17 protein-coding genes and 3 tRNA genes are annotated in these 21,699 nt (G+C 63.5%); 11 read left to right on the top strand and 9 right to left on the bottom strand.

From position 1 onward, the window contains the following. Positions 1–270: 270 nt before the first annotated feature. Positions 271–1,056, top strand: a complete 786-nt coding sequence (nagB, locus tag FWD29_05815; protein ID MCL2803452.1) for a glucosamine-6-phosphate deaminase — start codon at positions 271–273, stop codon at positions 1,054–1,056. Positions 1,057–1,151: 95 nt separating this feature from the next. On the opposite strand, the gene FWD29_05810 is transcribed toward nagB, so the two are convergent. The 3 genes from FWD29_05810 to FWD29_05800 form a co-directional block, all read right to left on the bottom strand. Continuing rightward, positions 1,152–1,224: transfer RNA gene (locus FWD29_05810), tRNA-Phe, on the bottom strand. Between the two features lie 29 nt (positions 1,225–1,253). Continuing rightward, positions 1,254–1,330 (bottom strand) — tRNA-Asp (locus FWD29_05805). Positions 1,331–1,418: 88 nt separating this feature from the next. Then, positions 1,419–1,491: transfer RNA gene (locus FWD29_05800), tRNA-Glu, on the bottom strand. 430 nt (positions 1,492–1,921) lie between these two features. Between FWD29_05800 and galE the strand changes: the two genes are divergently transcribed. From galE to purL, 4 genes are all read left to right on the top strand, one after another. Next, on the top strand, positions 1,922–2,884 hold the full coding sequence (galE, locus tag FWD29_05795) for a UDP-glucose 4-epimerase GalE (protein ID MCL2803451.1): 963 nt from the start codon (positions 1,922–1,924) through the stop codon (positions 2,882–2,884). A gap of 131 nt (positions 2,885–3,015) precedes the next feature. Next, positions 3,016–3,270, top strand: coding sequence for a phosphoribosylformylglycinamidine synthase subunit PurS (gene purS / locus FWD29_05790; GenBank protein ID MCL2803450.1), 255 nt, complete (start codon positions 3,016–3,018; stop codon positions 3,268–3,270). Then, entirely contained in the window at positions 3,267–3,971 is a 705-nt protein-coding gene (gene purQ, locus FWD29_05785) for a phosphoribosylformylglycinamidine synthase subunit PurQ (GenBank protein MCL2803449.1), read from the top strand. The genes purS and purQ overlap by 4 nt, the downstream gene beginning before the upstream one ends. Beyond that, the gene (gene purL, locus FWD29_05780; GenBank protein ID MCL2803448.1) at positions 3,971–6,397 is read left to right on the top strand and encodes a phosphoribosylformylglycinamidine synthase subunit PurL; all 2,427 of its coding nucleotides are present in this window, start codon (positions 3,971–3,973) and stop codon (positions 6,395–6,397) included. The genes purQ and purL overlap by 1 nt, the downstream gene beginning before the upstream one ends. A 115-nt stretch (positions 6,398–6,512) precedes the next feature. Here the strand turns inward: purL and FWD29_05775 are convergent, their stop codons facing one another. Next, positions 6,513–7,346 (bottom strand): aldo/keto reductase, encoded by an 834-nt coding sequence (locus FWD29_05775; GenBank protein ID MCL2803447.1) that lies wholly within the window; start codon positions 7,344–7,346, stop codon positions 6,513–6,515. A gap of 481 nt (positions 7,347–7,827) precedes the next feature. Here FWD29_05775 and ppdK point away from each other — a divergent pair, with 481 nt between their 5' ends. After that, positions 7,828–10,539 carry a pyruvate, phosphate dikinase gene (gene ppdK / locus FWD29_05770; GenBank protein MCL2803446.1) on the top strand — a complete coding sequence of 904 codons (2,712 nt, stop codon included), beginning with the start codon at positions 7,828–7,830 and terminating at the stop codon, positions 10,537–10,539. On the opposite strand, the gene purB is transcribed toward ppdK, so the two are convergent. The 4 genes from purB to FWD29_05750 form a co-directional block, all read right to left on the bottom strand. Beyond that, the gene (gene purB, locus FWD29_05765) at positions 10,536–11,972 is read right to left on the bottom strand and encodes an adenylosuccinate lyase (GenBank protein ID MCL2803445.1); all 1,437 of its coding nucleotides are present in this window, start codon (positions 11,970–11,972) and stop codon (positions 10,536–10,538) included. The genes ppdK and purB overlap by 4 nt on opposite strands. A 37-nt stretch (positions 11,973–12,009) precedes the next feature. Continuing rightward, positions 12,010–12,345 carry a hypothetical protein gene (locus FWD29_05760; protein MCL2803444.1) on the bottom strand — a complete coding sequence of 112 codons (336 nt, stop codon included), beginning with the start codon at positions 12,343–12,345 and terminating at the stop codon, positions 12,010–12,012. Positions 12,346–12,396: 51 nt separating this feature from the next. Further along, the gene (locus FWD29_05755; protein MCL2803443.1) at positions 12,397–13,515 is read right to left on the bottom strand and encodes a hypothetical protein; all 1,119 of its coding nucleotides are present in this window, start codon (positions 13,513–13,515) and stop codon (positions 12,397–12,399) included. Between the two features lie 534 nt (positions 13,516–14,049). Continuing rightward, positions 14,050–14,868 (bottom strand): fructosamine kinase family protein, encoded by an 819-nt coding sequence (locus FWD29_05750; GenBank protein ID MCL2803442.1) that lies wholly within the window; start codon positions 14,866–14,868, stop codon positions 14,050–14,052. 218 nt (positions 14,869–15,086) lie between these two features. Here FWD29_05750 and FWD29_05745 point away from each other — a divergent pair, with 218 nt between their 5' ends. Then, on the top strand, positions 15,087–15,371 hold the full coding sequence (locus FWD29_05745) for a hypothetical protein (GenBank protein ID MCL2803441.1): 285 nt from the start codon (positions 15,087–15,089) through the stop codon (positions 15,369–15,371). Then, complete coding sequence (locus FWD29_05740) at positions 15,368–16,852, top strand: hypothetical protein (protein MCL2803440.1); 1,485 nt, start codon at positions 15,368–15,370, stop codon at positions 16,850–16,852. The genes FWD29_05745 and FWD29_05740 overlap by 4 nt, the downstream gene beginning before the upstream one ends. A 21-nt stretch (positions 16,853–16,873) precedes the next feature. Here the strand turns inward: FWD29_05740 and FWD29_05735 are convergent, their stop codons facing one another. Next, entirely contained in the window at positions 16,874–17,296 is a 423-nt protein-coding gene (locus FWD29_05735) for a phage holin family protein (GenBank protein MCL2803439.1), read from the bottom strand. Positions 17,297–17,427: 131 nt separating this feature from the next. Between FWD29_05735 and FWD29_05730 the strand changes: the two genes are divergently transcribed. The 3 genes from FWD29_05730 to FWD29_05720 all read left to right on the top strand — a co-directional run bounded on the left by FWD29_05730 (position 17,428) and on the right by FWD29_05720 (position 21,664). Further along, a complete protein-coding gene (locus FWD29_05730; protein ID MCL2803438.1) occupies positions 17,428–18,489 on the top strand; it encodes a histidinol-phosphate transaminase in 1,062 nt (353 codons plus the stop codon). Positions 18,490–18,551: 62 nt separating this feature from the next. Next, positions 18,552–19,598 (top strand): alpha/beta hydrolase, encoded by a 1,047-nt coding sequence (locus FWD29_05725; GenBank protein ID MCL2803437.1) that lies wholly within the window; start codon positions 18,552–18,554, stop codon positions 19,596–19,598. Continuing rightward, the gene (locus FWD29_05720; protein ID MCL2803436.1) at positions 19,595–21,664 is read left to right on the top strand and encodes a redoxin domain-containing protein; all 2,070 of its coding nucleotides are present in this window, start codon (positions 19,595–19,597) and stop codon (positions 21,662–21,664) included. Before FWD29_05725 ends, FWD29_05720 begins: the two co-directional genes overlap by 4 nt. Positions 21,665–21,699: the final 35 nt, after the last annotated feature.

Below are 21,699 nucleotides of genomic sequence, written 5' to 3'. Positions count from 1 at the left end.
CCCCGCCAGGGGGTTGGGGCGGCGGTTTGTCGGTGGTGTTGGCCATGGCGGCAGTGTCGCCCCACGGCCGATGCCGGCGCTCCGGTTGATTGCGCCCGTCAAGTGGCGTGGTGGTGGGTTTGGCCTACCGCCTTTAGGGCGGGCTGACGCAGCCGGCGCACTGCGCAGACCCACTGGGTCACGCCAGCGGGCGCCTCGCGGCGCTGTTTTGGCCCTGTCAAACTGGTGTTGTTCTATAGTTTCGGGGGGTCTGATCAATCGAGGGGAATTATGGAAGTCATAATCTGCGAAAACACCCAGCAAATCGCCGCCAAAGCCGCTGAAGCCATTGCTGTGCTTTTGAAGTCGAAGCCAAGAGCCGTCATCGGGCTGGCCACCGGCTCAAGCCCGCTCAGCCTGTACGACCAACTGGCCGCCATGTACCAGGCTGGTGATATCTCGTTTGCGCAGGCCAAGGCCTTCATGTTGGACGAATACATTGGCTTGCCGCCAGACCACCCAGAGGGCTACCGCAATGTGATTGAGCGCGAAATCGCCAGCCGGGTCGACTTCGCCCCTGGAGCCGTCCAGGGACCAGATTTCCAGGCCCCGGATTTGGCCAAGGCCTGTGTCGAATATGACGCCGCCATCAAAGCGGCCGGGGGGATTGATCTGCAAATTCTGGGCATTGGTTCAGATGGCCACATCGCTTTCAACGAACCTGGTTCATCACTCAGTTCGCGCACTCGGATCAAAACCCTGTTGCCACAAACGGTGGCTGACAACGCCCGTTTCTTCGACGGCGACGAGGCGGCAGTGCCCAAGCACGTCATGACCCAGGGTCTCGGCACCATCATGGAGGCCCGGCACTTGGTACTTATGGCCATGGGCAGTGGCAAGGCCGAGGCAATCCGTCAAATCGTCGAAGGCCCCGTCAGCGCAATGTGGCCAGGCTCCATCATGCAGTTCCACCCGCATGCCACGGTGCTGGTCGACCCGGCGGCCGGCGCAAAGCTGGCCTTGGCCGATTACTATCGCTTCGCTGACGCTCACAAACCCAGCTGGGAAAGCCTCTAGCACCGCGGGTAGCAAACCGCCGCCGGCCGCCCAGCTGCGGTCACTAATGGAAATCAGCCCCGCATGGCTTCACCGTTAGCCTGCGCGGCTGACAGTGGCTCGAACCGGTATCGATCCGGTGACCTTCCGCTTTTCAGGCGGACGCTCTCCCAACTGAGCTATCGAGCCGAGCAAAGGCTGGAAACCCAGCCCTTGATTGGCGACCCCGACGGGACTTGAACCCGCGGCCTCCGCCGTGACAGGGCGGCGCGCTAACCAACTGCGCCACGGGGCCTTGGAGTGCTTTGACGCACAGTGGTCCAGCATGCCAGCTAGGTTCGGTGGTGTCCAATCACCGGAACATCCAGCCAACTGCCGGTCCGCACCCCCAACCGGATTCGAACCGGTGCCGCCGCCGTGAAAGGGCGGTGTCCTAGGCCACTAGACGATGGGGGCCAGCCGCTGCCCGGGTGGGCAGGCCACCGGACATCCTACGGTAGGGCGCCGAGTAGGCCAAAACCTGACCCAGTTCCCCACTCCTTTGCTGCGACACCGAGGTTTTGCATCGGCTCGATGCCGCCAAAGCTCGGCCTCGCTGCCGGGGAGCAGGCCAGGCCTCCATTTGCTGCGACACCGAGGTTTTGCATAGGTCCGATGCCGCCAAAGCTCGGTCTCGCCACGGCAGGGCGTCAGCCAAAGCTCGCCTCTCACCGCAGGGGAGCAGGCCAGGCCTCCATTTGCTGCGACACCGAGGTTTTGCATAGGTCCGATGCCGCCAAAGCTCGGTCTCGCCGCGGCAGGGCGTCAGCCAAAGCTCGGTCTCGCTGCCGTGGGGAGGGATGGGCCCAAGCTCGGTCTCGCTGCGAGGAGGGGCTAGCCTGGAAGTATGTCGATATGCGTGACCGGCGGCGCCGGATACATCGGTGCCCACATTGTCCGTTCGCTGCTGGCGGCAGGCCAAGAAGTGGTGGTGGTCGATGACCTGTCGACCGGGGCAGCCGGCCGGGTTGGCCAAGCCAACCTGGTTGAGCTGGACCTTTCAGACACTTCTGAGATTCCGCGTCTGACCGCCGCCCTGTCTAACTGCACCGCGGTGATCCACATTGCGGCCAAGAAGCAGGTCGCAGAATCGGTTGCGCGACCAGCCTGGTACTACCAGCAAAACGTCGGCGCTATGGCCAACCTGCTGCTGGCCATGGAAACGCAAGGAGTGGATCGATTGGTCTTTTCCTCTTCGGCCGCCTGCTACGGACAGCCGGGTGTCGAACGAGTCACCGAAGACACTCCGACCCAGCCAATCAACCCCTACGGGGCCACCAAAGTGGTTGGCGAAGAGCTAGGCCAAGCCGCGGCCAAGGCTTGGGGTCTGCGGGCTGTCAACCTGCGTTACTTCAATGTGGCCGGCAGCGGCTGGGATGACCTGGGCGATCCGGCGGTCTTGAACCTCATCCCCATCATCTTTGAGCGGATCCAGCAAGGCCAACCACCCATCGTGTTCGGTGATGACTACCCCACACCGGACGGCAGTTGCATCCGGGATTACATCCACGTCATGGACATCGCTTCGGCCCACACCCAGGCATTGGACTACCTTGAACAGGACAACCGGCCATTCGACGTCTTCAACGTCGGCACCGGCCAGGGCACATCGGTTTTCGAGGTCATCGACCAGGCCGAGGCTGCCGTCAAAGAGCCAATGAATCCGCAAGTCACGGCCCGTCGACCGGGTGATCCGGCCGCCTTGGTCGGAGACGTCACCAGGATCAACCAGGTCTTCGGCTGGCAGGCCAGCTACGACCTCAAAGGCATGGTTGACTCGGCCTGGCGAGCCTGGCAAATCGCCCACTAGACCAACCCAAAACCTAGAGCGCCAAGGTCAGGCGATGTCGGCAGGTGACTTGCCGGCATCGGGCAACAAGACCCAAGGCCGCCGCCGGTAGGCTTTTGCGCGGTGAAGTCCACCTCAAGGAAAGCGAACAAATGGCCCGCGTGATTGTCGATGTGATGCCCAAACCGGAGCTCTTGGACCCCCAGGGCAAAGCCGTCGCGGCGGCCCTGCCCAGACTGGGATTTGACCAGTTCACGTCGGTGCGGCAGGGCAAGCGGTTCGAATTGGAGGTCGACGGACCGGCCACCGAGGCGATTGTCGAAGCCGCCCGCCAGGCCGCCTCCACTTTGCTGTCCAATCCGGTGATCGAAGACGTGGTCGCCGTCAACGTGGACGCGGCCAAATGATCCATGTCGGGGTGGTGACTTTTCCCGGCACCCTTGACGACCGCGACGCCCTGCGCGCCATTGGCTTGGCCGGGATGGAGGGCGTGGCCCTGTGGCACGCTGACCCGAGCCTGCACCAGGTGGACGCCGTGGTTTTGCCGGGTGGCTTCAGTTACGGCGACTATCTGCGGGCTGGGGCAATTGCCCGTTTCGCTCCGGTTATGTCCGCCGTAGTTGATCAGGCCAAGGCTGGAATGCCGGTGCTGGGCATCTGCAACGGCTTCCAACTGCTGACCGAATCCCATCTGTTACCCGGCGCCATGGTGAAAAACGACCACCGTCGGTTTGTTTGCCTCGACCAGCCGCTAAAGGTCGAAAACAACTCCACGGCCTGGACTAACGCCTTCGCGCCGGGTCAAGAAATCGTTATACCGATCAAAAACCAGGACGGCCAGTTCACTGCCGCCGCGGCCACTTTGGACCAGTTGGAGGCCAGCGGCCAGGTCGTTTTCCGTTACGCCGGGGCCAATCCCAACGGCTCGGCCCGCGGTATTGCCGGCATCACCAACGCCGCCGGCAACGTGGTTGGCCTAATGCCGCATCCCGAACACGCCGTCGAAGTGGGTTTTGGCCCCGATTCGCCAAACCAGATGCGGGCCGGAGTTGATGGCTTGGGCTTCTTCGCCTCACTGGTAGGTCACCTGGCGGGAGTTGGTTCGTGATGTCCCGTGCCGGAACTGGCCCTGAGGACCCGGGCCTCGATTTGGGTGGGGCGAGCGCAGGAGCGGCCGCCAGGATAGACACCGTTGAGCGGGCCGCCGCCAGCGACCAGGTGGCGCAGCCCTGGGCCGAGTTGGGTCTCAAACAAGACGAATACGAGCAGATCAAGCAGATCCTAGGGCGCCGTCCCACCTCCTCCGAGCTGGCGATGTATTCGGTTATGTGGTCCGAACACTGTTCGTACAAGTCCTCAAAACTCCACATCAAGCGCCAATTTGGCGCCAAAACCAGCGAAGCGATGAAACGCCACTTGCTGGTCGGCATTGGGGAAAACGCCGGTGTGGTTGACATTGGCGACGGCTGGGCGGTGACCTTCAAGGTCGAATCGCATAACCACCCCAGCTTCATCGAGCCTTATCAAGGTGCCGCCACTGGGGTGGGCGGAATTGTGCGCGACATCATCGCCATGGGGGCGCGGCCAATTGCGGTGATGGACCAACTGCGTTTTGGCGCCATTGACCACCCCGACACGGCTCGCGTCGTTCACGGCGTGGTGGCCGGAATTGGCGGCTACGGCAACTGCCTGGGCCTGCCCAACATTGGCGGCGAAACCGTCTTTGACTCGTCCTATCAGGGAAACCCACTGGTCAACGCCCTGTGTGTTGGTGTCATGCGGCATGACCAGATCCACCGGGCCAATGCCTCGGGCCTGGGCAACCTGATCATCATGTTTGGCGCCCGCACTGGCGGCGATGGCATTGGCGGCGCCTCGGTTCTGGCCAGCGAGACTTTCGAGGCGGACGGTCCCTCGAAGCGGCCGTCGGTTCAGGTGGGCGATCCATTCCAAGAAAAAGTCCTAATCGAAGCCTGTTTGGAGCTTTTCCAGTCCGGTTTGGTCGAAGGTATCAGTGACTTTGGCGCGGCCGGGCTGAGCTGCGCCACCTCAGAGCTGGCCGCCTCCGGAGATGGTGGCATGTATGTCGACCTGGACAAGGTGCTGCTGCGCGACCCGACCCTGACGCCGGAAGAGATCTTGATGTCGGAATCCCAAGAGCGCATGCTGGCGGTGGTCCGGCCGGACAATTTGCCGGCTTTTCACCAGGTGGCAGCCAAATGGGATGTTGAGGTTTCGGTCATTGGTGAGGTCATCGCCGGCGATCAGCTGGTTGTCGACTACCGCGGCCAGCGTGTGGTTGAGGTTGACCCCTGCACAGTGGCCAAACAAGGACCCGAATACGACCGGCCCTACGCCCGGCCCGATTGGCAGGACGCGCTGGTGGCCAACAGCCCCGACCACCTGTCCCGGCCGCAAACGCCGGAGGAACTGCGCGCCACCTTGCTGCGGGTTGTGGCCAGCCCCAACCAGTGCTCCAAGGCTTGGGTGACCAATCAATATGACCGCTTTGTCCAAGGCAACACCGCCATGGCCATGCCGGACGATGCCGGTGTGCTCAGGATCGATCCGGCCACTGGTTTGGGCGTGGCCCTGTCCAGCGATGCCAATGGCCGCTACACCAAACTCGACCCCTACGCCGGGGCCCAGCAAGCCCTGGCCGAGGCCTACCGCAACGTCGCCAGCACCGGCGCCAAGCCGTTGGCCGTGACCGACTGCCTCAACTTCGGTTCACCGGAATCGCCGGCTTCCATGTGGCAGCTGGTCAAAGCGATCGAGGGACTGGCCGATGCCTGCCAAACCCTCGAGGTGCCGGTGACCGGTGGCAACGTCTCGTTCTATAACGAAACCGGCCAGGTTGGGTTGATTGATTCCGCTGTCCATCCCACGCCGGTGGTGGGTGTGTTGGGCGTGATCCAAGACGTGGCCAAGGCGGTGCCCAGCGGTTGGCGCGAGGGCGAGCTGGCCATTTACCAGCTGGGCACCACGGCCGCGGAGTTTGGCGGCTCGGCCTGGGCCGATGTAACCCACGGCCACCTCGGTGGGCGACCGCCACGGGTCGATCTGGCGGCTGAGCGTGCCCTGGCAGAGGTCCTGGTCGAGGCTGCGGAAAGGGGCTTGCTGCAGGCGGCGCATGATTTGTCCGATGCCGGCCTGGCCCAGGCCCTGAGCGAGGCTTGCCTCAGGTGGGGGGTTGGTGCGCAGGTCGACTTGGAGGGACTCAATGTCATGTTCGAGGTCGACGCTTTCACGGCTTTGTTCTCTGAGTCCCAGGCCCGGGCCATTGTGGCCGTGCGGGTGGGCGAAGACGACGCCGCCTTTTGGAACCTGGCTGTGTCAAAGGGCCTGCCTATCACCTTCTTGGGCCTAACCGGCAATGTCTTTCCTGATCCGGAAACTGGCGAAAAGCAGTGGCTGCGTGACGGCGGAATTGAGGCTCCACCGGCACTGGAGATTGAAGGCCAGTTCACCATCCTGCTTGAAGAGCTTGACCAAGCCTGGAACCAGACGCTACCCAAGGCCTTTACCGAATAGAACGGTATGCCAACGCCAGCTCACCTGGTGACAGTGGGCTGGTTGGCCGCATTGGCGTAGGTCAGAAGACCGCGCAAACCCCCTGGCAGAGCCTGTTCCCTACCTGGTTTCTTGGCTAGCCAAAGGTCTCCGGGTCGGGGCCCAGGCGGGTGCCGTCTTCAAGCGCGGTCAATGCGGCCATCTGGTCGGTGGTCAGTTCAAAGTCGAACACGTCCAGGTTTTCGGTCATGCGCTGGGGGTGAACCGTTTTGGGAATGACGATGTTGCCTTGCTGGATCTGCCAGCGCAGCAGCACCTGGGCCGGTGTTTGGCCGGTGGCGGCGGCCAGCGACTTGACCACTGGGTGGTCCAGGATCAGGCCCTTGCCGTGGCCCAGCGGCCCCCAGGCCTCAACAATGGTGCCGTGGCGGCGCGAAAACTCCGCCGCCTGGCGTTGTTGAAGGTTGGGATGGAGCTCGATCTGGTTGACGGCTGGGATGGTGTCGGTCTGATCAATCAGGCGCCCAAGCTGCTGGCCGAGGAAGTTGCAGACGCCAATTGCTCTGGCCATTCCCGAGGCGACGATCTGTTCCATTGTCCGCCAGGCCTGGATGTACAGGCCCTGGGCCGGGGCTGGCCAGTGGATCAGGTAGAGGTCAACGTAGTCCAGGCCCAACCGGTCGAGTGACTGGTTGAAAGCCGTCGCGGCGTCACCATGTTGGTCATTCCAGAGCTTGGTGGTGACAAATACTTCGGAGCGATCAAGGCCGGAGTTCTTCACCGCCCGGCCTACTGGGGCCTCGTTGTAGTAGAGCTTGGCCGTGTCGACGTGCCTGTAGCCCAGCTCCAGCGCCTGCGTCACGGCACGTTCGGTCTGGTCGGGGTCGATCTTGTAGGTGCCGAAGCCCAACTGGGGGATGGTGACGCCATTGTTGAGTGTTATCAGTGGCACCTTCGCCGCGTTCGCCATGGCCACGACCCTAACAAACCGAAACCGGCAAAACCTCGGTCTCGCCGCAAATTGGTAACCCAACCAGCCCCTTTGCGGCGACACCGAGCTTCAGCACAGATCCAGCTCAGCCCCCTTTGCGGCGACACCGAGCTTGGGCACACACCGCAACCGGCAAAACCTCGGTCTCGCCGCAATTTGTGGTCCAACCTGCCTATTCGCAGCGAGACCGAGCTTGGGCACACACCGCAACCGGCAGAACCTCGGTCTCGCCGCAAATTGGTAACCCAACCAGCCCCTTCGCAGCGAGACCGAGCTTGGGCACACACCCCAACCGGCAAAACCTCGGTCTCGCCACAATTTGTGGCCCAACCTGCCCCTTTGCAGCGACACCGAGCTTGGGCACGGGCCAGACGGCCGGATTTTTGGGCCAATGGTGGGTCTAGGATTGCATGTGGCCAGGGCCAGAGCCCGGCTCAAATCGTCCAAGGAGATCACTGACGTGCCCAAATACGTTTACAACTTCACAGAATCAGGCAAAGACGACAAGGACCTGTTGGGAGGTAAGGGCGCCAACTTGGGCGAAATGACCGGTCTAGGCCTGCCTGTGCCACCGGGTTTCACTGTTAGCACAGAAGCTTGTCGTTACTACATGCACCATGGCGAAGTCCCCGGCGAGCTAAATGGCCAGGTCGCGACCGCCATCGGGCAACTCGAAGAACGTTTTGGCCGCACAGTTGGTGGCGCTAGTGAACCTCTGCTTGTGTCGGTGCGCTCGGGCGCGAAATTCTCCATGCCCGGGATGATGGAAACCGTTTTGAATGTGGGGCTGAACGACGTTTCGGTCCAGGGCCTAGCGGCCTTCGCCGGCGACGAGCGTTTTGCTTGGGACTCCTACCGCCGCCTCATCCAGATGTTCGGCAAGACCGTCCTGGGCATGGACGGCGACCTCTTTGCCGATGCCCTTGATGCCAAGAAAGCCCAGGTTGGAGCGGCTTCTGACGTCGACTTGACGGCCAACGACCTGCGCGAGTTGGTCGACCAGTTCAAGCAGATTGTGCTTGACGCCACCGGTCAGCCCTTCCCACAAGACCCACGCCAGCAGCTTGATCACGCCATTGTGGCCGTTTTCAATTCATGGAACACCGAACGAGCGCGGTTATACCGCCGGCGTGAGCAGATTAGCGATGAACTCGGCACCGCCGTCAACGTTCAGACCATGGTTTTTGGCAACCTGGCCGAAGGGTCCGGCACCGGCGTGGCTTTCACGCGCGACCCGGCAACCGGGCACCCTGGGGCTTACGGCGACTACCTGCCCAACGCCCAGGGCGAAGACGTTGTCGCTGGCATCCGCAACACGCTGTCGCTGGATGATCTGGCCCGGCTCGACAAGGCCTCTTACGACGAGTTGATGCACATTATGGAAACCTTGGAGCGTCACTACCGTGACCTCTGCGACATCGAATTCACGGTAGAGCGCGGCAAGCTCTGGATGCTGCAAACCCGCGTGGGCAAGCGGACCGCGGCGGCGGCCTTCAAGATCGCCATACAGCTGGTCGACGAGGGTTTGGTGTCGATGGACATTGCCCTTGACCGGGTCACCGGGGCACAGCTGGCCAACCTAATGTTCCCCCAGTTCGACAAGAACGCACCCAAGCAGCTGCTGGCCAAGGCCATGGCGGCCTCGCCGGGCGCGGCTGTGGGTCAGGCCGTCTTCGATCCGGACACCGCTATCGAGTGGGCGGCCCAGGGCAAGCAGGTCATTTTGGTGCGGCGTGAGACCAATCCAGACGACCTGGGCGGCATGATCGCATCGGTCGGGATCTTGACCTCCCGCGGCGGCAAAACCTCACACGCCGCCGTGGTGGCCCGCGGCATGGGCACCACCTGTGTCACCGGGGCCGAGGCAATTGAGGTCGATCCGGCCGCGCGATGCTTCAAAGTGGCTGGCACAACCGTCAGCGAAGGCGAAGTCATCGCCATTGACGGCACATCCGGCGAGGTTTTCCTGGGCCAGGTGCCAGTGGTGCCATCGATCGTGGTGCAGTACCTCGAAGATGGCCTCGAGGCGACCTTGGCTCAGATAGGGGCCGATGCCGATGCCGCTGAGTTGGTCAACGCGGTTGACCGGATCATCCGCCACGCCGATTCGGTCCGTCGTCTGAAAGTCCGGGCCAACGCCGACAACGGCGAAGACGCCGCCCGCGCCAGGCGTTTCGGGGCTCAAGGTGTGGGTCTGTGCCGCACCGAGCACCAGTTCCTGGGCGACCGCCGGGTCCTGATCGAACGCTTGATCCTGGCCAAAGATGATGCGGCCAAGGCCGAGGCACTAGCCGCTTTGCTGCCAATGCAGCGTCAGGACTTTGTCGAGCTGTTCACGGCCCTCGATGGCCTTCCGACCACGGTGCGCCTTATCGATCCACCGTTGCACGAGTTCCTACCCGACCTAACCGAATTGTCGATCCGTGTGGCCAAGGCTGAGGTCAATGGCCAGGCAGACCAGGCCGATGTCGAACTACTGGCAGCGGTCAACCGGATGCATGAAGCCAACCCAATGCTTGGCCTGCGCGGCGTGCGCCTTGGCATCGTCGTTGACGGTCTGTTCGCACTGCAGGTCAGGGCCATCGCCGAGGCGACAGCCCAGCTGGTGGGCGAGGGCAAGGATCCCAAGCCCGAGGTGATGGTGCCGCTAATTGGATCAGTGGTCGAACAAGACCTGGTGCGCGGACAAGCCGAACAGATCATTGCCGAGGTGGCGGCGGCCAGCGGGGTCGAGCTGGACATCCCAATTGGCTGCATGATCGAGCTGCCCAGGGCCGCTCTAACCGCCAACCAGATCGCCCGGGCGGCCGAGTTCTTCAGTTTCGGCACCAACGACCTGACCCAGACCACCTGGGGCTTCTCGCGCGATGACGTAGAAGGCGCCTTCTTTGCCGACTACATTGAAGCCGGCGTTTTCTCGGTTTCACCGTTCGAGACGATTGACGAGGACGGGGTCGGCGCGCTGGTGGAGCAGGCTGTCGAACTGGGGCGCCAAACCCGGCCGGACATCAAGCTTGGTGTTTGCGGTGAACACGGTGGCGACCCGGTGTCGATCCACTTCTTCAACAAAGTGGGCCTGGACTACGTCAGCTGCTCGCCGTTCCGCGTGCCGGTGGCCCGGCTCGAAGCTGGTCGCGCCACAGTCGAGCGTGAGGGTACCGGCTCGGCCTAGCCAGACTCCGTCATGTAGCGGCGAACCAGCTCCTCTGCCAGCCCGGTATAGGAGGCGGGTGTGAGCGCGCGCAGGCGAGCCTCGTCATCGGGCGGGAGACCTAGGCTGCCGACAAACTCGGTGAACTGGGCCTGCGTCACACGCTGCCCGCGGGTCAGCTCCTTGAGCCGTTCGTAAGGATCGCCCAGGCCGGTCACTCCGGCCAGGGCGGCTGCCCGCATGACTGATTGGATCGGCTCGGCTAGGACTTCGGGGTTGGCCTCAAGGTCAGCCGCCATGGCTGCGGCGTTGGCATCGAGGCCAGCCAGGCCGCGGCTTAGGTTGTCGAGCGCCAGCAGCGAATGCCCCAAGGCCACGCCAATATTGCGCTGGGTGGTCGAATCGGTCAAGTCGCGTTGCAGCCGGGAGGTGACCAAGGTGGCACTCAGGGTGTCGAGTAACGCACCGCTGATCTCTAAGTTTGCCTCGGCGTTCTCGAAGCGGATCGGGTTGACCTTATGCGGCATGGTCGAAGACCCGACCGTGCCCTGACCGCGGACTTGGGCAAAATAGCCCAGCGAAATGTAGGTCCAAATGTCGGTGGCCAAGTTGTGAGCGATCCGGCCAAACCGGGCCACATCGGCATAAAGCTCGGACTGCCAGTCGTGCGATTCGATTTGCGTGGTCAGGGGATTCCAGGTCAGGCCCAGCTTTTCGACAAAAGAGCGGGACAAGGCAATCCAATCGGTGCCGGGTGCCGCCACCACATGGGCGCCGTAGGTTCCGGTGGCGCCGTTGAACTTGCCCAAATACTCATCAGCCCTAATTCGGTCGAGCTGGCGCCGCAGCCGGTGGACCGTCACCGCCAGTTCCTTGCCCAGAGTTGTGGGTGTGGCCGCCTGGCCGTGCGTCCGGCTAAGCATCGCTAGCCCGGCGTGGTCTTGCGCCAGGGCGGCCAACTGGTCGCACAGTGAAGTCGCCGCCGGCAGCCAGATCCGCTCCATCGCCCCCATTACCAGCAGGGCGTAACTCAACGAATTGATGTCTTCCGAGGTGCAACCGAAATGCAGGGCCGGCTCCAATTCGGTCAGGCAGGTTTCACCATCAAAGAAGTCGGCCGCTTCGCGCAGCCGCCGCTGCAAGAAGTACTCGACCGCTTTGACGTCATGAGCGGTGTAGCGCTCAATCGCCGCCAGCTCTTCGATTTGTGGTCCACCGAAACTGGAGACAATCGAACGCAGGTAGTCGCACTCAGCCTGGTTTGGAATAGGCGCGCCGGGCAGGGCTGACTCGCTCAGCAGGTGGATTAGCCATTCGACCTCAACATGCAGGCGCATTCGACCAAGCGCCGGCTCGGAGAAATAGTCGACCAGCGGCGCCACAACTGGCGCGTAACGCCCGTCCAGCGGGCCGAGGGCTGGACGGGGTTCTAGGTTGGCAAGGTTCTGGACCACCGCACTAGTTTCCCTGGGTGACGGGGTGAACCCAGGCCTACTTCTTTGACTTGATGGCGCTGGCGATGATCTCGCCCAGGATGACCAGGCCCAGAATCGTCAGGCCGGCACTGAAGAAGTGGTTGCCCAGCGTCGATGGCCGGTAGGAGTCGGTCGCCATCACCAAGATCAGGCCGATCACGAAGAACAGGCCGCCTGCGCCCAACCCAATAGTCGACCAAAGGCCCCCGGACATCGAGAAACCGCCGCCGCTGGCCGGGCGATGAGCTGGCGCCACGCCATAGGGCTGGGGTGCCTGCGCCGGCGGCTGGTAGCCATAGGCGGCGGGCTGCGGCGGCTGCTGGGAATACTGTGGCTGGTCAGGTGTAGTCATGGGTGCCACTCTAGCGCCTAGGGCCTGGCCCCATGCAAATCCGCCGGCCGGTCACCGATCGCGTAGCCGGCGGTCAAGCCCGGCCAACACCAGCGCCCCGACCACCGCCAATGACCCTAGTGAGGCCACCACGTTACCCAGGTAGGCCAGGAAATCGGAGGCGAAGTAACCCAACGGCATGCCAACTGCCAGCGCTACCCCGGCTACCACCCAGAGCAAGCCGATCCAGGGGTTTGATCGCGTTGCGCCCGATGCCGGCGCTACAGCCGGTGCCTCATCTACCCTGGCCTTGGGCTGGGGGGCGGGAGTAACTGGTCTGGCTTCTGGTTCCGGTTTGGCCGGAACCTCGAGTTCCGGCTCGCCCACGGACTCGGCTGCCGCTGCGAGCGCAGGCTCAGCGAAGTCTTCAGGCGCAGGTAAGGGTTGGGGCCCGGCTGCGGTCACGCCCTGGGCTGGACCGACGGTGTAGGCCGCGTCCGCTGCGGCTTGGTCATTGGCGCCGAATGGCGGGCTGGTGACCTCGGTGGCCTCGGCGGTGTCAAGGACCACCGGTTCGGCCGGGGCCGTGGCCCAGACTGCTTCGTCTTCGACTGAGGTGACGTCCGGGTCGGGCAGAATCGGTGCGGCCGGTGCCGTCACAGTGGCGGTTGGTCCGGGGAATGGCTCCAAGGGTGGGTCAACTACCGGCCCGGGGAATGGCTCCAGGGGCGGGTCAACTACCGGTCCGGGGAAAGGCTCTGCGGGCTTTAGGATCTCTGGCTCAGCTGGCCGGCTGAGCACCGGCTCGGCTGGCCTGCCGGTGAAAATTGGCTGGTCGGCACCCGAAAGTGGGGCTGGCCAAGGTGCCTGGACCTGTGCCGGCGGGCCCATGGCAGCGACCGGCGTTTCGGTGGTCCGCCCGGACTCGGCGGTTGGCGGGAAAACCGGGAAGGGCGGCGCGGCGGCCTCGTTGGCGCGGGGGGGAAAGGCCTGGGTGGCGGTGGGGGCTTGGTCCGGGATATGCGGAGCGAACGGGCCGACTGATCGCCTAGCTGGCACCTGGTCAGGTGTCGGGGCTGGTTCGGGTGGCGCCGGCGCCGGGCCCGTATCAGTTACAGGCGTTGCCCACCAGCTCCCGGTGTTTCCACCCGGAGCCTCTGGTTTGGCGGCGGCAATCGGGTCGTCCCACACACCTGCCGATCCGGTGCCTTGCGCCGTTGGCTGAGGGGCGGGTGGCTGGTCAGGCGCCGGCTGGGCCGGAGGAAACGCCGACCCACCTCGGTCCTCGAAAGCTGAGGTCATACAGATTGAGCTTAGTGGCGCAATTCAGGTTTGGCATTGTGTACTTAGGCAACTCCCGCTCAGGCCCATTTCGGCGCCCTTCGCAGCGACACCGAGCTTGCGCACACCCTGCCTTTCTTGTGGCGAGACCGAGCTTCTGCACCATCCCCCATTCAGCGACACCGAGCTTGCGCACACCCTGCCTTTCTTGTGGCGAGACCGAGCTTGCGCACACCCTGCCTTTCTTGTGGCGAGACCGAGCTTGGGTTGAGTGCCTGTGCGCCAAACCTCGGTGTCGCCGCGAAGTGGGTTGGCCGGCCCCACCCTTGGCAGCGAGACCGAGCTTGGGTTGAGTGCCTGTGCGCCAAACCTCAGTGTCGCCGCGAAGTGGGTTGGCCGGCCCCACCCTTGGCAGCGAGACCGAGCTTTTGTTTAGCGGCTGCGCTAGAGATACTGGCGCGCTCGGGCTACCGCACGGTCGCCATAACTAGCTCCGAACAGACAGGCGTGAACGAGCAATGGATGTAGTTGGTGCAAGCCGACGCGATCCTGATAGCCATCCGCCAGCGCGGAGACCTCGTTGTAGGCTGCCAAAATGCTGGGCAGGCCTGGTGCGCCAAATAGGGCCAGCATGGCGAGATCAGTCTCGGCGTGGCCGCCATGGGCAGCCGGATCGATTAAGCAGGCACCGGTCCATGTGGCCTTGTCGCCGGGCATTGGTGCGGGCGACCACATGACGTTTCCGGCCCACAAATCGCCGTGGATTCGAGCCACCGAACCGACCAACGCTGGCTGTGGAGAATCGAATAGGCCGCCCACCAGTCGCTGGCCCAGGGCGGCAAAAACTGATGGGCCGTCATCGGGCAAGGCTGCCACCCGAGTGGCCGCTGCGACGTAAGGCGCCAAGCGTTCGCGGTGATAAAAGGCGCCCCACGGATCGCCTGGAGACGGACTGGCGACAAAACTGAGCGGCGCCAGGCCAATCGCGCCAGGCCCACTCCAAGGCGGCGGCGGGGCACCAAAGTGGCTGGCCCCGGCGGCGTGAGTGTGGGCGAGGGCGCGGCCAAAGGTTTCTGCGGCGCCCGGGGCGGGGGACACGGTCGGTAGATAGTCCAAGGTCAGCGTCGATTCGAGGATCTTGACGGGCTGCACCACCTGGACACCGCCCTGGTCGGTGGCCTCGGCCAGCCAGCGCAAACCGGCCGCTTCGAGAGCGGGCGAGTTGGGTTCGGAGGGAGAAAAACGCTTGGTGTAGGTACGCACTCCGCCTCCGGTTGGCCGTTCTGCCCGATGTCGTCCCCCAAGAATACCGGTAAAGCGCGTCTTGTCTGCACCCACGGCGGGTGTTACGGCAGGTCAGCTGCGGTTCGGGCGCGGTTGTCAGTCTTGGGCGAATCGTTCAAGGTTTGCACCAGGGCGGTAGTCCACAGACCGGAGGCTTTAGCCATCGGCTATTTGGTTCTAGTAGGCAAACTTGAGCCATGAATGCGGGCAGTGCTGAGGCCAGTTTGGCCGGGGCCGCGGCACATTTGCGGGCGGCTCGGGAATCAGTGGAGGAGGTTGATTGGCGGCTGAGGGCGGTCTGGCCGGCGAAGTGGGAGTCGCCGGCGGCTGCGGCCATGGCGGATTGCGTGGTTCGGCTTTCAGGACGGGCGGCAATGCTGCTGAGCCGAAGTGACCTGGCCATGATCGATCTGAACCAAGCCGCGGCGGCCGTCCAGACCCTAGCCGCAGGCTCTGCTGGGACGGCGGGACATGGCCTATGACAGACGAGATTTCGGTACGCGGCGGTAAGGGTGGAATCCGTGTCTCCATAACCGAAATGGGCGAACTGGCCGAGTTGTTGGGACGGGCCAGGGACGGACTGGTCCTGACTCGCTGGCTGTTCTGTTTGGCGCAGGCGGATACCCAGCAGGCCAGGGATGTGGTCTTATGCGACTACGGCGGCGCTGCCGGGGCCGGCCTCGAGGCTAAGCGGCTTATCGCGACCGCCGTGGTCTCTGTTGAGGAGGCCATGGACCTGCGCGGCGCGTTGTATGAGGCCGTGGACAGGTTGATTGGCCTGGTTGGGGAGGCCAAAGCCAATTACCTCAGGGCCGAGGCCCAGGCCGCCCGTGAGTTTTCCGTGATGGCCCAGGCCAGGCGTGATGCCTTTCTGGCCTTGGCCAAGGTTAGCTCCCTGCCTTTTGGACCCCTTATTGGCACGTTGCTGTTCAAAGCCAAGGCCGCCGGGCTGGCATTGTGTGACGTCAAGCAAGACCCCGACGGCTTGGCCTCGGCCCTGCGACTGCATCAGTCGACAATCAGAACTGTCCTGAGCGGCGGCATCCTGACTAGGCCGCTTTCGACCGAAAGACTGACCCGCTTGATCACTGGTTCGATTGCGGCGGTGTTCGGTGACGGGCTGGCGGTAGAGGTGAGGGATCTGCGGCGACGGTCGCATAGCCCATACGGAGGCATCGAAGACCTGATGAGACAGATCGAAGAGGTCTCCGCGCCCGGGGGACAACCTGCCCGCGTCGGGGTTAGCCGGGTTACGGCGCCAGATGGTTCGATCTCCTGGGTGGTCCTAGTGCCAGGTATGCGCTCCAGCGCCTTTGGAACTGGGACAGATCCCATGGACAATTCCTCAAACCTGCGAGCCATTTCCGGCGATGTCAGCGCCACCGGCCTGGCCGTGGTAGGCGCCATGGGCAAAGCCGGGATTGGACCGGACCAGCCGGTACTGCTGGTGGGCTACTCGCAAGGTGGACTGGTGGCAGCATCCCTAGCGGCAAATGCCGACTTCACCGAGGCTTTCAAGGTTTCTGGTGTTGTCACTGCCGGCTCACCGGTCTCCGGCATTCCAGTCAAGTCGAGTGTCAAGGTGCTATCCCTGGAGCACGTCCAAGACCCGATCCCAGCCTTGGACGAGGGTCCAAACCCGGATAGGCGCAACCACGTTACGGTGACTCGTGACCTGACAAAAGCTTCAGACCCAGAGCTGGCGGCCAAAGCCAAACAGCCAACCACTTCCCATGGCATCAACTCCTACATTGACACCGGTGCGTTGATCGACAATTCGGGCAATGTCTCGATCCGGGACTGGCAAGCAGCGGCCGCGCCAATGCTGAACCCGGAGGCCACGGTCGAACTGCGCCTGTTCGAAATAAAACGGGTCGGCTCCAGTTCCCCGCCAACGGCACCCGGTCCGTTTACCCAGGTGGGCCAGGCCGTGACTGGGAGGATGGAAACCGCGAAAGGCTAGGTGTTTGGACCTGGTCGCCGGCTAGTACTGGCTCTGACCCGGATCGACCCGTCGCTTGAATGGGATCGAAATCAAGGCCGTCAGGATGGCCAGGATCAGGGCTGCCCAAATGGCCGCTCCAAACGAGTCGACGTGCAGGCCAATACCCATTTTCTGGCTGAGCCAGCTGACCAACTCCAGCATCAGGGCGTTGGTCACCAGGACGAATAGTCCCAGCGTCAGGATGTATAGCGGGAAGGCGATGAAGTGGGCAATCGGCTTGACGATCGTGTTGATGACAGCCAGGACCAGACCCAGTACCAGGTAGATGGCAATTGAGGCGATGATGCCGTCGCTGTCTTTCTCAATCCAGACTGAGGTCATTAGGGCGTCGACTAGCCATAGTGCCAAGGCGTTGATGACGATTCGCCAGCCGAAGGGAACCACGGTTCGATCTTGGCACAAATCCGGTCGACTGGGCGCCGTGGGCAGCGCGGTTCGTCCATGTACCTCTTCTGCGGCGGCGATGAGGTTTGGCGCGAACCGCCGTGCGCCACCTGAATCCGGCCAGGGGCCGGGCGTGGCACGATTGGTGCATGTCCAAACCGCCGTTGCGACCAAGTATCGAGACCTTGCCGGTCTACGTTCCGGGCAAAAAGGCTTCGCCTGGGATTGGGGCTTTCAAACTGTCCTCCAACGAATCGCCTTTCCCGCCCCTACCGGGTGTTTTGGCGGCAGTGATCGACGCGGCCAGTGACCTCAATCGATATCCGGATCCGGCCTGCGGCGACTTAATCAAGGCCCTGGCTCAATTCCACGGTGTCGAATCAACGCAGATTGCGGTGGCGCCCGGTTCGTTGGCCGCCCTGAACGCCATGATGCTGGCCTACTGCGGCGAGGGCAGCGAGGTTGTCTACCCTTGGCGCAGCTTCGAGGCCTACCCGATTCTGGCCGGGCTGAGTGGGGCCAAGTCCGTCACAGTACCGCTTGGCGACGGCGGGCGGCTGGATCTAAAGGCCCTGGCCAACGCGATTACTCCGGCAACACGCGTGGTCATGATTTGCACACCCAACAACCCGACTGGACCGTCGGTGTGGCACCGTGACTTTGTGACCTTCATGGGCCAAGTGCCCGATGACGTATTGGTGGCGGTTGACCAGGCCTACGCCGAGTTTGTCGACGACCCGAAGGCAGTGCGACCGCTGGAACTGCTGGCAGATTGGCCCAACCTGGTGGTTTTCCGAACTTTCTCGAAGGCTTATGGCCTGGCTGGACTGCGCCTGGGCTACGCCATTGGCCCAGGCGAGGTGATTCGGGCCATTCGGTCGGCCACGCTGCCTTTCAGCGTCTCGGCGGTGGCCCAGATGGCGGCGCTGGTGTCGCTAGACCGGCAAGACGAAATGCGCTCGCGGGTGGCCCAGATCGCTAAGGTGCGCGGGCTGCTTCGCCAGGGTTTGCTGGACCAGGGCTGGGCGGTGCCGGTCTCGGACGGCAACTTCGTTTGGCTCGAGGCCGGCGAGCAGGCCACACCTCTGGCCGAGGCTTGCGCTAATGCTGGCGCGACGGTTCGATCGTTTGCCGGCGACGGTGTCCGGATATCGGCGGGTGAACCTGAGTCAATCGAACGCATCCTGGACGTGACCGAGTCTTGGATCTGAGCTAATCGTCGCCGCGGGCAAGGCTGGCCGCGCCCAACGCCAAATGCGAGATGATTGGAGCTGTGACAACCCAGACACAGCCCACTTGGCGCCCTGACCTGCTGGGCGAGGGATTTGAACAGTGCGACCTGGAGCTGCCCGGCGGCGCCTTAGCCACAATGGTGCGATACACCGGGCCGCGAGGACCGGCCAACGCTGCCGAAACCGACCCAACGCCGCCACCTTCCAAGGCAAGTGACCCGTCAGCCGGTGAGGCCGGCGTCGGGCAAGGGCCTGCCGCCACTGCGGTTTTGTACCTGCACGGCTTTGTCGACTACTTTTTCCACCCGCATGTGGCCAAGGCCATTGCCGCTCATGGCCACGCTTTCTATGCGGTTGACCTGCGCGGATACGGGCGGTCGATTGGGCGCGGCAACGACCAGGAGATTCCAAATTACGTGCCAGACATCGCCATCTACGCCGAGGAACTAGACGCCGCGGCCGCCGTCATCCGCCAGGCGGGCCACCAGAATCTGGTGCTCTTGGGCCATTCAACAGGCGGTTTGATTGGGCCGCTGTGGGCGCAGGCCAGACCAAGCCAGCTGCGCGGGCTGATCTTGGACTCGCCCTGGCTCGACTTCAATGCTGGTGCGTTCCAGCGCAGAGCGCTGACGGAATTCGTTCATGTCTTGGCCAAAGTGGCTCCAAAAGCCAAGTTCAAAGGGCTGCACGCTTACTACGGACGGGCCTTGCACGTCGACTCCGGCGGCGAATGGGACTTCGATCTGGCCTGGAAACCACATGATGGATTCCCGGTGGCGGCCAAATGGTTTAGTTCGATCCGGCGAGCGCAGGCACAGGTCAAACGCGGTTTGACGGTCGACTGCCCGGTCTTGGTGATGACATCGCTACGCCGGGGTGACAACCGCCACGATCACCCCGAAGTGCTGACCACCGATTCGGTCCTCGACCCGCGCCAAATGTGGCGCTTGGCCCCCAGGTTGGGGATGAACATCGAGGTCAGGGCGCTAGAAGGTGGTTCGCATGACCTGGCACTGTCACCCGAGCCAATCCGGTCGCGCTATTTGACAGAAATCACCGACTGGCTTGACCAGATTGTGCTTGCGTGAACGACCGGATTCTCCCGCCTGCGGCTCCCGCGAGACCTGGCGAGATTGCCCCTGAACTGGCTGGACGGGCTTGGCTTGGCACCGGCGGGCGCGCCCTGAAGCTGGGCGATCTGCGCGGCAGGATGGTGCTGCTGGATTTCTGGACGTTTTGCTGTGTCAATTGCCTGCATGTGCTTGACGAGTTGCGGACCCTGGAGCGAAGCTTTGCCGACGTTCTTGTGGTGATTGGGGTCCACTCTCCCAAATTCAGCCACGAGGCCAATCCGGCTGCATTGGCTGCCAACGTGCGGCGCTACCAGGTCGAACACCCCGTTCTTGACGATCCGGAGCTGGCTACCTGGCGTGCCTATGGGGCCCGAGCTTGGCCCACTTTGGTGCTGATTGACCCCGACGGTCGCATCGTCGCTCACATGGCCGGTGAGGGTCACGGCGAAGCCCTGGCGCAGCGGCTTGCCCATCTGGCTGACCTGCACAGATCTAGGGGCTCGTTGGTCCCTGGCCCCGGGCCATACCGGCCGCCGGAGTCGGATTGCACCGCTTTGTCCTTCCCTTCGAAGGCTGTGGCGTTGGCGTCTGGGAGTCTTCTGGTGTCCGATGCCGGGCATCACCGCCTCGCCGAAGTCACCTTGGACGGGGAGTTGACCAGGGTAATTGGTACCGGCGAACGTGGATGGCGAGATGGCTCGGCGGGCCAGGCCTGCTTCAGCGAGCCAAATGGGTTGTGCCGGCTGCCTTCCCGCCTGGCCGCGCGGCTGGGCTGTGATGTGGTGGTGGCCGATTCGGCCAACCACGCTCTGCGCGGTGTCAACCTCGCCACTGGAGCCGTCACAACCCTGGCCGGAACTGGTAGTCAATCGGCCCGGCGCGGCCGTCTTGGGCCAGTGCTGTTGGGTCAGGGTGGTGGCAGGGCCGATCAGACAGAGCTGTCGTCACCCTGGGACGTTGTTTGGGATCCCGCCCGGCGGTTGGTGTTGATCGCCATGGCCGGGGTTCACCAGATTTGGGCCTACGACCCAGCTCAGATGCGGGTTGGCGTTCTGGCTGGCAATTCCGGCGAAGGCTTGATTGACGGCCCTGCCTTGTTGGCGGAGCTGGCCCAGCCATCGGGCCTAGCCATGGCCGCAAACGGCCGCTGCTGGTTTGCTGATTCGGAAACCTCGGCCTTGCGTTGGCTGGACCAAGAGCTGGAGGTGGGCACGGCCATCGGGTCGGGTTTATTCGATTTTGGCTTGGCCGATGGCGCACCTGGCAGCGCCTTGATGCAGCATCCACTTGGCCTGGCTGTGCCGCCGAATGGCCAGGTGGTCGTGGCCGATACCTTCAACGGCGCTGTCCGCATCTTTGATCCGAACCAGCAGCGGCTGCGGACGCTGGCCACGGGGCTGGCCGAGCCAAGCGACGTTGTGTTGCATCCAGCGCTGGCCAATGACGAGGTGGTTGTGGTCGAGTCCAGCGCCCACCGACTTATCAGAGTCAAAACCTCAGTCTCGGTCAACCCTGCCCAGCCAGCAAAACCGACCAAACTGGCCCAACCCGCCAGCCAGGCTGAGCCAACCAGCCTGGCCCAACCCGCCAGCCTGGCTAGGCCAACCAGCCTGGCCCAACCCGCCGGGCCGGCCAAGTCAATCAGCCTGGCCCAACCCGCCGGGCCGGCCAAGTCCGCTCGACCGCATCTGGAAAAAGCGACCGGCCGGCCGGCCATGGACTTGCCCGCCGGTCAGGGCCTTGATCTCGAAATCGATTTCACGGTGCCGGCCGGGCGGCGACTTGATGATGCGTCCGGGCCGGCCATCGAGGTCAGTGTGTCGGCTTCACCGCCTGAACTCCTGATCCAGGGAGGTGGCCCGGGCCACCAGTTGCGACGGCGCCTCGAATTGGCGCCAGGACACGGGGTCTTACATGTCACCGCCCGGGTTGCGACCTGCGACGCGGCCGGTGCCGCAACCCCGGCCTGCCACCTCAACGCCCAAGACTGGGGCATACCTGTAGTGGTCCACCAACACCCCGACCAAAACCACCAACACCCTGACCAAGTGCCAAGCCGAATCAGCCTGCCCCTCGGCTAACAACCCCCCAATTTGCGGCGACACCGAGCTTCAGC

The organism is Micrococcales bacterium, assembly GCA_009784895.1.
GTDB lineage: Bacteria > Actinomycetota > Actinomycetes > Actinomycetales > WQXJ01 > WQXJ01.
Note: the sequence above shows the minus strand (reverse complement) of the source record. Positions and strands in the feature narration are given on the sequence as shown.